The following is a 14717-nucleotide window of genomic DNA, read 5'->3' on the forward strand; positions in this document are numbered from 1 at the left end:
CCATCCAGGGGGGGAACACATGTATGAGAGAGAAGCAGTTTAACTAATAGAATCACAATTCCTTCAGTTAAAACCTGTAACTATTAAAACTATTAGGCTGGTTTTGATAATACGGTTTATCGTGTAAATAGAAACCACCTTTTTCTTTTTTCGAGATCAAGAAATGGCTGTAGATTTGCTGCGAATGGAAATCAATTATTACTTGATCTATTACCGTTAGCAATCCCAAACCCCGTTTTTTTATTGTAACCTTTCAGATCAGTTTCCTTTTCGGGACAACTTAACTTCAATCTCTTTAAACGACTCTTGAGGCCTATGTCATAAAGAATCTCCGCGGACATAATATTTGTGTTGACAAAAAGGGCGAGTTGCATAGAATAATAGATTGGGGATCTTATATGGGTATGATTATGAAGACAAACCGTAATGAAAATAATAAGCAGGGGATTGAATATTCATTAGTCCCATAAGACAAGGATGATGGCAATGGAATGGATTACCACCTATGGTTTTGGAATTATGATGTTCATCAATATTCTCTTTGGGATCGCCCTCATATTTTTGGAACGGCGAGATGCAAGCGTTACATGGGCATGGCTCATGGTATTAATGTTCATCCCCGTAATCGGGTTTATGGTGTACCTATTATTTGGCAGAAGATTAAATCGCAAACACATTTTTAAATGGGATCAGTTTGATCAACTAGGTGTACAAGAGCAGGTTCAAAGTCAGCTTTCGTCCTTACGAAATGAAACATTTTCTTTTGTGAATAAAGCATCTGAAAAGAATAAAGATCTTATTTATATGTTTTTACAAAATGATGAAGCTGTTTTAACACAAAATAATGATGTTCAAATTTTCTTGGATGGAAAGGAAAAATTTTCTTCTCTGATGGAGGACTTAAAAAAAGCCAAGGACCACATCCATATTGTTTATTATATTATTCGTGATGATTTTATTGGACAAAAAATAGGGGAGATACTAGCACAAAAAGCGAGAGAGGGAGTCGAGGTTAGAGTCCTTTATGATGCATTAGGCTCTAAATCACTGAAAAAATCATCCATTCGTCAGTTACAAAAAGCCGGTGTGGAAATGGAGGCCTTTTTTCCTTCTAAATTTGCCATGATTAATCCTCGTATTAATTTTCGAAACCATCGTAAGCTGGTGATTGTGGATGGTATCATTGGGTACACGGGAGGATTTAATATTGGAGATGAATACCTAGGGATGAGTAAAAAATTTGGTTACTGGCGAGATTCACATCTTCGTATAGAAGGAGATGCGGTACAAAGCATTCAAACTCGATTTTTATTAGATTGGAATCAAGCATCTAGACGACACATTGTGAATCGTTCAAGATATTATCCACCAATATCTGCAGAGGGGAATGTGGGAATTCAGGTTGTAACAAGTGGACCCGATAGTGACTGGGAACAGATAAAGAACGGCTATCTAAAAGTGATTATGTCCGCTAAAAAGTATGTATACATTCAAACTCCTTATTTTATACCTGATGCTTCCGTACTAGATGCTCTTAGAGTCGCTTCCTTATCGGGTGTGGATGTGAGAATTATGATCCCTAAAATGCCGGACCATCCTTTTGTGTATTGGGCAACTTACTCCTATGTCGGGGAATTACTTAATGCTGGAGTTAAGATCTTCATTTATCAAAAAGGATTTATGCATGCCAAAACGATTGTAGCGGATGATGTTGTTTCTTCCGTAGGGACCGCTAACATCGATGTCCGCAGTTTTCGCTTGAATTTTGAAGTAAATGCTTTTTTATATGATGAAGAAATCACATTAAAACTAGTCAATGGGTACCGAGAAGATATGAATCATAGTTCGGAGTTAACGATGGAAATATATAACAACAGATCTCATTGGATCCGTTTTAAAGAATCCATTGCTAGACTATTAACACCTATTTTATAGTCTTGTTCTACATGATAGACTAAGCTAAACTAAAGGCAATAGACTAGAAAAAATAGGGAGAATAGGATATGGACATTAAAAATTTGCAATACTTTATGGAAATTCAAGCCTTAAGGCAGTTCCGCTCAACGGATAATGCATCCTCAAATGAACTTTTGCAAGATGCCTTTGATCAATTGCTTCAAACTGAGATGGAAAAAACAATAGAAGGAACCTTAAAAGGTAGTCACAAAAATTCAATGGTCCAATCCATACAAAATCAGCCCTATTCTATCCCGAATTTTACTGGTTTAACAGCTGATATGGAAGGGTTGATTCAAGAAGCAGCAGATGCTTACCAATTGGATCCAAAACTCATACGAGCAGTCATTCAAGCCGAATCTAATTTTAAAAATGATTCTGTCAGTCACTCAGGTGCCATGGGACTAATGCAACTGATGCCTAGTACGGCAAAAGAGCTAGGGGTAGATAATGCCTTTGATCCTAAACAAAACATTTTAGGAGGCACTAAGTACTTGCGGCAAATGCTGGATCGTTATAGCGGAGATGTGTCTTTGGCTTTAGCCGCCTATAATGCGGGACCAGGAAATGTGGATAAGTACAATGGAATTCCACCTTTTAAAGAAACTCAAAACTATGTTCGAAAAATTACCGAAAAATTACTTTAATACAGTGACTCGGACAAAAAATATTTTTTAAGACAATGAAAAGGTGATTTCTCTTTGAGGAGTCATCTTTTTCATTGGAATACTTGTTACTTAAATGGAGCAGTAGCACCTAAGTGAACACTTCGGCACGCTGTTACCTAAAACTTTGAAACGGGAAAAAATCGTCACTAAAGCCTCAAAATTGTCATATAGAAAGGGAAATCGTAGCTCTTAATCAAAAATGGAAGCATCCGAGTGAAGGGAATATCATAAAAACGTCATTAAGAATAAAAAAACTGTCTCTGAAAATTAGCACTTAGAATTTTATAATCATCACGTAACGTGTATAGTCGGTACCCAATGATCTTTTGTATCACGTCAATTGGTCAAAAAGCACGAAAATTATCAAACAAACAAATTGATATTTCACTAAGTGCTGATAGGTTTGTCCACACTCATTAATCTATCTTCTTGTCATTTCACAAGAGATTCATAGTTTTCTCCCTAAGTACATATGTTAGGTATAGGACAAGACATTATAGAAAAGGGAGATGCTATGAAAAACACCAATCAATCAATCCTCTCGTTTATCATAAAAATTATTTTGGGTACTATTGGCGTCTTTGTACTGACTGCCTTTCTGACTATACCAGCTAATAGTAAATTCTTTGAGTATCCAGCGCTTGAAAACCTAACGGAATTTGAAAGTGTAACAGACTCGATGCTTTTGTTAATGAGCTATGAGATGCCATTACTTGAACAGCAGCTGGAAAATCGAGACATTGAGAAGCCCTCTTATTCCAATTTGTTTTTTGACGTTTTTTCAGGAATATCCCCAAATGATTATACAAGTCTTATAGATCACGAGTTGCCAGGTTTGGATATCTATTATAACCTCCAGACTGGTGGGGAAGAAGCGATGCCAATAGAATCACCTCCACCTGATTTTGATAAGCTTCTCAAGGAGGACAAGGAAGATGAACCGGAAGATCCTAGCGAGGATCCTAATGCAGAGATGGCTGATGTCTTTATTTATCAAAGCCACGGATGGGAAGCCTATTTCCCTTTAATGGAGGAGAAGGATGCAACGAAGTCTGATAGTACTAAAATAGAAGAAAACGTGGTAGGAGTAGGGGCCATGCTTAAAGAAGCTTTAGAAAAGAAAGGAATCTATGCTATCCATGACAAAACGAACTCCATTAAGGTGCTTGCTGAAAATGGATGGGGCTATAATGAATCCTATCAATTATCAGGAAAGATATTAGACCAGGCAGTAACGATTAATAGTGGATTAAACTACTATATAGACATTCATCGTGATGGCACACCGAAGGAAGTAACAACGGCAACCATAGAAGGGAAAAAATACGCTAAATTATTTTTTGTAGTAGGAAAAGAACATGAAAACTATGAAATGAACTATGAACGGGCGAAACAGTTGAATAAAGCCTTGGAAGAAAAATATCCTGGAATTAGTCGCGGGGTATTTCTAAAGGATTATTCAGATGGAAATGGAGTATACAATCAAAATATATCATCAAACTCCTTCCTTATTGAATTTGGAGGGGAAGAAAACAATAAGGAAGAGCTTGAAAATACAGTAAATGCGTTTGCTGAAGTCTTTGCTGAATTTCATCAGACAGGAAAAGAAGTTAATGCCGATTAAGGAGTATAACACGTGGGACCTTTTTAAAGGGGTTCTGCGTGTTTTTGTTTATAAGTAAAATTTGTAGTAGTGTGAAAATGACCATAAACCTGCGCAAAGAAGGGAAAAAGTTGAGCATTGAATCTGATCATTTTGCGCATATAAAAGGAGAAGCGAGCATTGAATAGGGAACTTGAGCATAGGAAAAGAAAACCGCGCATTCATTTAAAAAAGCTGAGCATTAAACTTTTATTTATGAGCATACCTCCCTAGAAATCCGCGCATAAAATGAAAATGTGAGCATATAAACTATAGTTTGAGCATATGATTAATAGTTTGAGCATAAAAACTGCTAACCTCACCATGATCATCCAAATTAAAATCGAATGATTATCCATTAAAAACCAATGTTCCCTCACTAACAGAAGTAACACTTTATCTACACCCCAATAAATCGTTATAATAAAGGAATATGATGAACACGAGGAGTTTTAATATGAAGGTATTAACTGTTTCTGATTTACATAAAACCTATGGAGAAAAGACATTATTTGATCATATATCTTTTTCCATAGGTGAAAAAGAAAGAATTGGATTAATTGGTGTTAACGGAACTGGCAAATCTACATTACTTAGAACTATTGCTGGAATAGATGGGATTGAGGGAGGTAAAATAGACCATCCCTACGATTATCGAGTGGAGTACCTTTCTCAGGAGCCTGAAGTAGATTCAAAACAAAACGTTTTGGATTATATATACGAAGGGGATACTCCCATTATGAATGCCATTAGGGAGTATGAAAGGATCCTACAGCAACTTGAAACTGATCCAAATAACTCTAAAATTCAGGATCAGTTATACAAACATCAACAAAAGATGGATCAACTGGGGGCGTGGGAGGTAAGTTCTTCAGCAAAATCCATCTTGACTCGGCTGGGAATTAGTGAATTTTCTAAGACCTTAGGTGAGCTTTCAGGAGGACAAGTCAAACGTGTAGCTATTGCACGAGCCTTGATTCATCCGGCTGACCTTTTAATTCTGGATGAGCCCACTAACCATTTGGATCATCAGGTCATTGAGTGGTTGGAGGTCTATTTAACTCAGTATCCTGGTTCCATATTGTTAGTTACCCATGATCGATATTTTTTAAATCGAGTAACGAACCGAATTTTTGAATTAGATTTTGGTCGATTATACATTTACCAAGGGAACTATGAATATTTTCTGGAGAAAAAAGCGGAACGTGAGCAACAAGAGTTTTCAAGTGAAGATAAAAGACAAAATACGTTAAGAAGAGAGCTAGCATGGTTACATAGGGGTGCTAAGGCTCGAACCACCAAGCAAAAAGCAAGAATTCAACGTGTGGAAGAATTAAAAAGTCAATCTGGACCAAGTGCTAGAGGGAACATTGAGGTTAATATCGGATCTGCCCGTCTTGGGAAAAAGGTAATGGAGTGTAGGGAAGTCACTAAGTCCTTTGAAGGCGAAACACTACTTCATGACTTTTCTTATTTATTTGTACCTGGAGAAAGATTGGGAATTATCGGGCCAAATGGCAGCGGAAAAACAACCCTCTTAAACCTCTTGGCAGGGAGATTAGAACCGGATTCAGGTGAAATTGAAATCGGTCCAACTGTAAAGATAGGTTATTATACACAGGATCATGAAGAAATGGATGGAAATCTTAGAGTAGTTGATTATATAAAAGAAGTGAGTGAAGCGGCTGATGGGCAAATTATCACAGCTGAACAGCTTCTCGAGAGGTTTTTATTTTCCAGGGCCCATCAATACACTTATATAAGGAAACTTTCTGGTGGAGAGCGACGTCGATTATACCTTCTTCGTGTTCTAATGGGGGAGCCGAATGTTCTTTTATTAGATGAGCCAACCAATGATTTAGACACTCAAACCTTAAGTATTTTAGAGGATTATTTAGAACAGTTCCCAGGTGTGGTCATCACTGTGTCTCACGATAGATACTTCTTGGACCGAGTGGTAGATCAACTTTTGTCTTTTGAAGAAAAAGGGATGCCAAGAAGATTTTACGGGAACTACTCCGAATATTTGGAGAAAAAAGTGGAACAAGAACAGGATAAACCATCGGTACCAAAATCCATTACTACAGAAAAAACCAAAAAGAAAAAGCTCTCCTATAAAGAAAAGCTTGAGTGGGAAAATATTGAGGATAGGATTGCTGATATAGAGGGAAAAATTGAAGAAACAAAGCAACAAATAGTGGATGCAGGAAGTGAATCAATGCTTGTTCAAGAGCTCTTTGAAAAGCAACAAGACTTGGAGAAAGAACTCGAAGAAGCAATGGAAAGATGGGAAGAATTATCGCTTCTTGTCGAAGAAATAGAACAATCGTGAGCTTGTACATTTATTTCGTTATATGAAATAATAAAAGATATCACACGCACTAAAGGAGGCAGTAAAATATGAATGATTTTCAACAAAATCTAGAAAAATATGCAGAACTAGTCCTGAGAAAGGGAGTCAACCTTCAAAAAGATCAACCTTTAATGGTTAATGCACCTGTTGATGGGGCCTATTTTGTTCGAGTTGTTGCTAAAAAAGCCTATGAATTAGGGGCAAAAGAAGTACATATCAACTGGACGGATGATGACCTTGTCTACATGCGATATAAGAATGTGGATCAAAAGGTTCTGGAAGATTTCCCACAATGGAGAGTAGATATGCTTACTGGATATGCTAAGGAGGGTGCTGCTGTTCTTTCCATTTATGCAACAGATCCTGATTTATTGAAAGGGATTGATTCAGCAAAAATCGCAGCAGCAAATAAGGCGCAAGGTACTGCACTTAAAGAGTATCGCGATTATACAATGAATGATAAAATTCCTTGGACTGTGCTTTCTATCCCAGTTGCCACTTGGGCCAAGAAGATTTTCCCAGACTTAACGGCTGAAGAGGCCCAAGAAAAGCTATGGGATCAAATTTTCAAAATTGTCCGTGTGGATAAAGAGGATCCTGTACAGGCTTGGACGGAGCATAACCAAACCTTGGCTAAGGTAGAAAAATTCCTAAACGAAAAGAAATTTAAGAAATTAGTGTATAAAGCACCTGGAACAGATTTAGAGATCGAGCTTCCCGAAGGACATCTTTGGAAAGGTGGTTCTGCAAAAACTGAAAAGGGTATAGAATTCAATCCTAATATGCCAACAGAAGAGGTTTTCACGGCTCCTCATAAATATGGGGTTAATGGAAAGGTTTCAAGCACATTACCTTTAAACTACGGTGGAAATGTGATTGATAAGTTTACCCTTACATTCAAAGATGGAGAAGTTGTTGATTATGCAGCAGAAGAAGGCTTGGATACATTAAAGCATTTGTTAGAAACGGATGAAGGTTCTCGTCGCCTAGGTGAGGTAGCATTAGTACCTCATCAATCTCCAATTTCTCAATCTGGACTGATCTTTTATAACACGCTGTATGATGAAAATGCATCTTGTCACTTGGCGTTAGGAAAAGCTTATCCAACGAATGTGGAGGGTGGATCCGCCATGAGTGACGAGGAGCTCGATAAGAATGGTATCAATGATAGCTTAAGCCATGTTGATTTTATGATGGGATCTGCTGAGCTTGATATTGATGGAGTAACTGCAGATGGTCAAGTACAACCTATTTTCCGCAAAGGGAATTGGGCAATTGATTTTTAAAAAAGAATAGGGTAGGGCTGTTGATTTATTCAACAGCCCTTATTTTTACTTTGTATACCTGAAATGAAAGTGGAGGGTGGCACATAAATAATGAAATTAGCACCTAACCGAAGTGATCGTCACCCAAATTAAGTAAGACCATGAAAAGCGTCACCTAAATGGATAAAATTAGCACTATGAGGTTTTGGAGGTGGCACATAAACAATGAATCCAACACCTAAACAGAGGGGTTATCACCCAAAGCAAGTAAATGGCACTATGGTCACAAAAAGCGTCACCCAAACAGGTGAAATTGGCACTAAGAATTCTAGAATCGTCACGCAAACAAAGAAAACATCACCTATCCAAATGGATTAGCACTCAAACAAAACACGTAGCACTATACTGTGAACACAAAGCAAATTCCAAAGAAGATTCCTGAACCCACTACTTAAATTAACCCCATAAAATCCCCCTCTACCATTTCGGAAGAGGGGGTTATTATATTGAGCAAACCTACCAAGAAAGGATGTGGAAAACTTCAGAGGAGAAGGGAATGAGCTGTTACCACCTTCCCCTTAAAACCTATTGATTCATTAGTGCTTGCAAGGAACCTGCATTGTCACGCAGAGATTGAATAGCCTCTAAACCAGCAGTTAATCCAGCTGTTCCATTCATTGTTTCAGCGGCAACTGGTGGGAAGCAAGTGATACCAGCGAAGTTAGATAAATCAACTTCGAAACATGCACCAGTTCGGATAAAATTGTCAAAGCCGCTAAATGGGGCTTCTCCTTCTTCACAGATATCAGGAATTAAAAGTTCTAGTACAGCACAGCAGTCACCATTATCGGTAAATTTCTTCACTCGGAAGAACGGTGAGAAGAAAGGGTGTGCACATCCATTATCGTTTAATACACCCCATCCAAAGTAAGGTAATAAACCTGCAAATGCATTGTCGCATGCGCAAGTTAACATAAATGGAACTGTGTCTGCAACGGGGCCACTAGCTTGAGGGGATACAAGCATGTCACGAATAGAGCGTTCACAGCTCACATCACAACAATTATCAGCTACAGGTGCCACTTCGTTTTGTGCCGCATTAATCTCCCTTACTCTTTCACATACACAGTTGCTACCTTTGTGGGAACATCCCATGTTTCCTTCACTCCTTTTAATTTTTTATCTTACAGTAACAATCTATTAAATAAGGAGTGAAATTGAATGGGGGAATATACTAACATATTAAAATGTGCGAGTTTCATAGGACAAATATAAAAAAAAAGAGAAGGCCTACGAATAGGTTTCCTTCACTCCTTTTGCAGTGTTATATATTTTAACGTGATTACAATAATTCTAAGCAACCAAGAACCACCTGTGCTAAAAAGAAGCTAAGAATACCTCCTTCATTTGAATATTCTCCAACCCCCCTCATTTTTGCGCCTAACCATCCAATGGAACTATAAGCAAAAGCTAGTCCAGTGCCGGCTACGACTCCAGCACGAAGGGCATATTTTCAAATGGAAGTTGACGCCATCACACCTCTATCTTTTAAGGCGGAATTTATGGGAATGATCATTTACGATATCTGCACAGGGGTCGGAATTAATTTGATGGAGCGAAGAACAACAACTTAGTTTTCCTTGTTTCAATGGAGCTTATCATGTACATTTAAGAAAGAAGAGGTATGCTAGAGTTAGAAAAGAGGTAAGACTATGGAATTGGTTTCCTATCACAACAATCCAAGACATTTCTTGGATGAAGTAGAAGATTATTTAATTACAAAAGAAGCTATGCACAACCTTCCTTTAGGAATTGTTCATCGTCTTGTCAATCATCTGCCTTCTTACCCTAATGCCCCTTTCCTGTTTGCTTTAAAGCAGGGAGATGAAACTGTAGGTGTAGTTATGAGAACTCCACCTCATCATTGGATTGTGTCTTTTGAGGAGAAGACTAGAGAACATGCTATTAAAACGGTTACTAATACATTCTTACAACAAAATCTTGATGTTCCTGGAATAGTAGGGGGACAGAAAGATGTTCTCGAACTAGCGGAAGTGTGGGGGGAACCGTATGAAGTGGAAATGGATCAATGGATATATCAAATAACCAAGGTAACTCCCATACCAAAGGCGCCAGGAAAACTTAGACCTGTGGAGAAACCATATGCAAACCTGCTAGCCAGATGGCTATGGCAATATGGTCAGGAGGTGCAGGAGCCAATGGAAATGGAAAGAGCTATTACGATGGCTGATCGGTTTGTTAAAGAGAAATCTGCTTATCTGTGGGAGGTAAATGGGAAACCTGTTTCTATGGCTAATAGCTCACGAGCAACTAAAAACGGTGCATCGATAAATGCTGTGTTTACACCAGATGAGTATAAACGAAAAGGCTTTGCAACAAGTTGTGTTGCAGAACTAACTCAGAAGTTATTAGATCAGGGAAAAACCTTCTGTACTTTATATACTGATGCCGCTAACCCGATTTCAAATTCTATTTATCAAAAAATTGGTTATCAAAAAATTGGCGATTCTGTTATGGTGAAGTTTAAATAATTATTGATGTACCCCTCTTCCTGTTTTGGAGAGGGGTTTGTTGTTGGGTAAAATGGGGAGACGCACAAACTCCTGAACGTGACGCACAAATCGTACGAACTGACGTGTGCCAACTCTCAAATGTGACGCGTGGAATTAAGGGTGATGCACAAAAATAAACAATAAAAAAGCTCGTCCACAACATAAGACGAACTTTTTTATAATTAATAATGGGTATTACGCGTGTTTTTCCCGCCATTCATGATAAAAATGAGAAATGATCGCCTTAGCGACTGCATATACAGGAATGACGATAAGAAGTCCAAGGAAGCCAGCTATATTTCCCGCTGCTAAGATTAAAGTAATAATCGTTAATGGATGAATGTTTAAGACTTTGCCCATTATATTTGGTGAAATTAAATTACCTTCAATTTGTTGGGCAATGATCATTAAGATAGTGATGTAGACCGCGAATATAGGATCTTGGAAAACTCCAACTAAGATAGCTGGTATGGCAGCAATGAATGGACCAATAAAAGGGATTACATTGGTGGCCATAGCAAACACAGCCAAGGTGAGGGAATAATTCAATCCAATAATGATATATCCTATATATAACATAACCCCGACACAAATACTGACGGTCAATTGACCTAGAATAAAGGCAGAAAGCGTATTGTCAATGGTACTCATAAGTTTAGAAACACTTTTTGCTTTTTCTTTGCTAAGAAATTTGGTGACAAAAGGACGCAGTTTTTCGCCATCTTTCAATAGAAAAAATAGAAAGAAAGGAACTAAGAAAAGAGCAAAAATATAGTTCGCTAATTGGCTAATAAAATCAAGGATCAAGCTAATAGCATTTACTGCATAATTCTCAATATTTTCAATGAATCCCTCTAGCGTACTATTAACCTGTTCGGGGAGGAACTGTTGATTGTCCTTCCAATAGTTAAATAAATCTTGAATACTTCCGGTGATTTGAGGAAGGTTGTTATAGAGCCTAGTAAACTGATCTTGTACAATTGGAGCGATATATCTTGAGATTAAAAAGATTATGAATCCCATTAAGACAAAGATCAATAGAATGGAGATGATTCTTGGGATTTTAAATCGATCAAGTAATTTAACAACTGGGCGTGTAATATAATACAAAACCCCTGCTACAGCAAAAGGGAAAGCGACAGCTGTAATATAGTCTATCACTGGATCAAATACGAAGCCTACCTCCCCGAACAAAAGAAAAAGCAGAGCAATTAAAATAGCAACAACGAGTGCTTTAAACCATTTCGACTGATACATTATTATCACACAACCTTTATGTAAGTTCTATATTTATTATTTATTCTATCATTTAAAATTCCTACTATAATCATAGACAGAAAAAATAATTATAACCACTCTAACAAAATAATTATAACTGTTCTTTTTTTGGGATGCTATTATTAGATCGTATCCTCGAGAAATTATGGATCTCCCTTTGGAGATGGAGATGAAGGAGGCTATATGGGGGAAGGAAAATAGTTATCATAAATCACTATTTCTAGTCACTGCATTAAAAAAATGGGGGCTGGGATCCGATTAGCAAAAGTTTAACAGATATGAAGATACCAGCAAAAGAATTATTTCATTGGTAGGAACAAACTACGAGGTTATTATAGAGGAAGAAGATGCCCTACCAATGAATAATGTGATTGACTGTAGTATGTATGTCGTATATTATTAGTGTAATCATATACATTCCTTTCATTAAAGGGGAGTAGCTACGGAAATAAGTAATGTCGTCATTTCGGGACACAATCCCCGGCATTACTAACATCAAAACAATTGATGTTTATCGAGACCTTTACTTTTACAGTAAAGAGCTCTTTTTATTGGCAAATAAGAAAAATAAACTTTTTTATCTGCTTACAGGGAAACTAAGACATACGTCCAAAAAGCGTGGCGTATGCCAAGTTTTTCTAAATTAAAAAGGAAAGGCCTTTACCTGTTTAGGTGAAGGCCTTTTGTTTTTAACCTTCATGAGTAGGGTAGTATAGAAAAATAGATATTGGGAGGAAACGAAAAAAGTGGGTAAAGAAAGTGTTCTAGGTCAAAATAAAACAAAACAGAATTTTAAAGATAGAGGGGAATGATTAAATGGATATAAATTTACTAATGGAATATGGGTGGGTTCTTTTAGTGCTGGTTGCCCTTGAAGGGATTTTAGCTGCAGATAATGCACTCGTCCTTGCAATAATGGTGAAACATCTACCAGACGATCAAAGGAAAAAAGCATTATTTTACGGATTAGCAGGGGCATTTGTTTTCCGTTTTGCTTCTTTATTTATTATTTCTTTTCTGGTAGATGTATGGCAAGTACAAGCAATAGGAGCGTTATACCTTTTTTATATTGCGATTAGCAATATAATTAAAAAGCGTAGGGATAAAGGGGACGTGGAAGAGGATAAGATTGATCAGGGATCAGGATTTTGGGCAACTGTTTTTAAAGTAGAAGTTGCAGATATTGCATTTGCTGTGGATTCTATCTTAGCTGCTGTTGCTCTTGCTGTTGCTTTACCGCAAACTAATTTGCCGAACATAGGAGGAATGGACGGTGGCCAATTTTTAGTCGTATTAACGGGTGGCTTAATGGGAGTGGTCATTATGAGGTTTGCTGCTGGTTATTTTGTAAAATTACTTCATAAAAGACCTGGTCTGGAAACGGCTGCCTTTGTCATTGTGGGGTGGGTAGGTGTAAAATTAGCAGTAATAACTTTAGCTCATGAGGATTTAGGATTAATACCTCATGATTTTCCTCATTCCACATGGTGGAAAATTACCTTTTATGTTGTGTTAGTGGTCATTGCTTTAATTGGTTGGTTTAGTTCTAAGGAAGAGAACCCATCAGACCAAACGATAGAAGGCCATTAAAAATAACATAAGTAAATTTATCCAATATGGGGAATGATAGGAGTAGAAGTTAGAAAGGGGATTTTCCATGGCGTTCTATCAGAAAAAAAGTGAACCAATACCAGAGGTTGAGACTAAGGTGTGGTCATGTGTGAACGAGGACTGTTCAAGCTGGATGCGAGAGGATTTCACCTTTGAAGAGAAGCCAACTTGTCCGAAATGTCAATCAGAAATGGTAAAAGAAACACGAGTACTGCCACAGATCAGCTAAGAGGCACCCTTTTTGGGTGTCTTTTTGCTATACTAGTTAAAAAGTAGAAGGAGATCTTGACTATGGGAAAAGCAACAGACCAACCAAAATCTCAATTACATTATTTACAACATCGAGTGAAGCTTTTACAAAATGTCTTGGAACAAATGGAAAAAAGCGAACTAGAGAAATCGGACTGGGAGCAAGTAGTACGTATGTTAGAGATGTTGACAATGAAAGCAAAGAGATATCAACAAGACTGCGAACAACGAACATCAAAAAAGTAGTACGTTAATCAGCATATATTTTTAATAATTACAGAACATGAAATTAGAACCTGCTAATTATTAAAGGAGGATCTTCAATTGGCAAAACATAATTTTTACTTAAAATCAGATTGGCCAGGCGGAAGAAACTCTGTCGGTCATATTGATGCAGGGTATTTAAAAACACAAGTTTCAATTCCACAAGAGATGGATGGCCCTGGAGTGGGAACTAATCCAGATGAGATGTTGTTAGGGGCTTCTGCTACTTGTTATATCATTACCTTAGCGGCTATGTTGGAAAGGTCTTCTGTCGATGTAAAAGAGTTAACCCTTGAATCGGAAGCGGTAATTGATGTAACGGATGGCGTATATACTTATGAAAAAATTATTCATCGTCCCAAAATCGTACTAGAACATCCTGAAGATGAAATTAATTGCCGTACGACCCGACGATTGGCAGAAAAGGCCGAGGAAAGTTGTATGATATCCAAGGCAATCAAGGGGAATGTGGAACTTGAGGTACACGTGAGTATTCATTAATTGTCATAACTTATGAATTGCGCTTCCTATTTAATTTAGGTATAGTGAAAGAAACAATTGAATAGCGTTTCCTTCGGGGCGGGGTGAAATTCCCTACCGGCGGTGAGAGCCCGCGACCTGTCAATACCATGTATTGATGGCTGATTTGGTGAAATTCCAAAGCCGACAGTTAAAGTCTGGATGGGAGAAGGAGAAAAAGTAGGATAACCTGTTTAACAGCTCACCTCCTTTGTTTGTGATTGTTTTCACAAAAAAGGAGGTCGTCTTTCTACTAAAAACAAATTCTGCCCGTATACCCTGAATTCATTTTCAGGGTTTTTTTGTTCGCCCGGCATGGGCGAACTCTAACAGGTGAAA

The 14717-nt window shown here is 37.7% G+C and carries 12 protein-coding genes and 1 riboswitch; of the genes, 10 read left to right on the plus strand and 2 right to left on the minus strand.

Annotated elements, in window-relative coordinates:
* Window positions 1-486: 486 nt before the first annotated feature.
* The 5 genes from cls (at window position 487) to RZN25_13700 (ending at window position 7905) form a co-directional block, all read left to right on the plus strand.
* Window positions 487-1935, plus strand: coding sequence for a cardiolipin synthase (cls, locus tag RZN25_13680; GenBank protein MEQ6377866.1), 1449 nt, complete (start codon window positions 487-489; stop codon window positions 1933-1935).
* Between the two features lie 68 nt (window positions 1936-2003).
* Complete coding sequence (locus tag RZN25_13685) at window positions 2004-2603, plus strand: lytic transglycosylase domain-containing protein (GenBank protein ID MEQ6377867.1); 600 nt, start codon at window positions 2004-2006, stop codon at window positions 2601-2603.
* Between the two features lie 535 nt (window positions 2604-3138).
* A complete protein-coding gene (locus RZN25_13690; protein MEQ6377868.1) occupies window positions 3139-4248 on the plus strand; it encodes a stage II sporulation protein P in 1110 nt (369 codons plus the stop codon).
* Window positions 4249-4723: 475 nt separating this feature from the next.
* Window positions 4724-6598 (plus strand): ABC-F family ATP-binding cassette domain-containing protein, encoded by a 1875-nt coding sequence (locus tag RZN25_13695; protein ID MEQ6377869.1) that lies wholly within the window; start codon window positions 4724-4726, stop codon window positions 6596-6598.
* A gap of 68 nt (window positions 6599-6666) precedes the next feature.
* Entirely contained in the window at window positions 6667-7905 is a 1239-nt protein-coding gene (locus RZN25_13700) for an aminopeptidase (GenBank protein ID MEQ6377870.1), read from the plus strand.
* Between the two features lie 564 nt (window positions 7906-8469).
* Here the strand turns inward: RZN25_13700 and RZN25_13705 are convergent.
* Window positions 8470-9039 (minus strand): CotY/CotZ family spore coat protein, encoded by a 570-nt coding sequence (locus RZN25_13705; GenBank protein ID MEQ6377871.1) that lies wholly within the window; start codon window positions 9037-9039, stop codon window positions 8470-8472.
* A 557-nt stretch (window positions 9040-9596) separates the two neighbouring features.
* Here RZN25_13705 and RZN25_13710 point away from each other — a divergent pair.
* Complete coding sequence (locus tag RZN25_13710; GenBank protein MEQ6377872.1) at window positions 9597-10436, plus strand: GNAT family N-acetyltransferase; 840 nt, start codon at window positions 9597-9599, stop codon at window positions 10434-10436.
* Window positions 10437-10652: 216 nt separating this feature from the next.
* Here RZN25_13710 and RZN25_13715 read toward each other — a convergent pair whose 3' ends face one another.
* Window positions 10653-11714, minus strand: a complete 1062-nt coding sequence (locus RZN25_13715) for an AI-2E family transporter (GenBank protein MEQ6377873.1) — start codon at window positions 11712-11714, stop codon at window positions 10653-10655.
* An 837-nt stretch (window positions 11715-12551) separates the two neighbouring features.
* Here RZN25_13715 and RZN25_13720 point away from each other — a divergent pair.
* From RZN25_13720 to RZN25_13735, 4 genes are all read left to right on the plus strand, one after another.
* A complete protein-coding gene (locus RZN25_13720; GenBank protein MEQ6377874.1) occupies window positions 12552-13325 on the plus strand; it encodes a TerC family protein in 774 nt (257 codons plus the stop codon).
* A 67-nt stretch (window positions 13326-13392) separates the two neighbouring features.
* Window positions 13393-13575 (plus strand): cold-shock protein, encoded by a 183-nt coding sequence (locus RZN25_13725; GenBank protein ID MEQ6377875.1) that lies wholly within the window; start codon window positions 13393-13395, stop codon window positions 13573-13575.
* Window positions 13576-13637: 62 nt separating this feature from the next.
* Entirely contained in the window at window positions 13638-13841 is a 204-nt protein-coding gene (locus tag RZN25_13730) for a hypothetical protein (GenBank protein ID MEQ6377876.1), read from the plus strand.
* Window positions 13842-13919: 78 nt separating this feature from the next.
* Window positions 13920-14360, plus strand: a complete 441-nt coding sequence (locus RZN25_13735; GenBank protein ID MEQ6377877.1) for an OsmC family protein — start codon at window positions 13920-13922, stop codon at window positions 14358-14360.
* 65 nt (window positions 14361-14425) lie between these two features.
* A riboswitch (FMN riboswitch) is annotated at window positions 14426-14556 on the plus strand.
* Window positions 14557-14717: the final 161 nt, after the last annotated feature.

It is taken from the genome of Bacillaceae bacterium S4-13-56 (assembly GCA_040191315.1).
In the GTDB taxonomy this organism is placed as follows: domain Bacteria; phylum Bacillota; class Bacilli; order Bacillales; family JAWJLM01; genus JAWJLM01.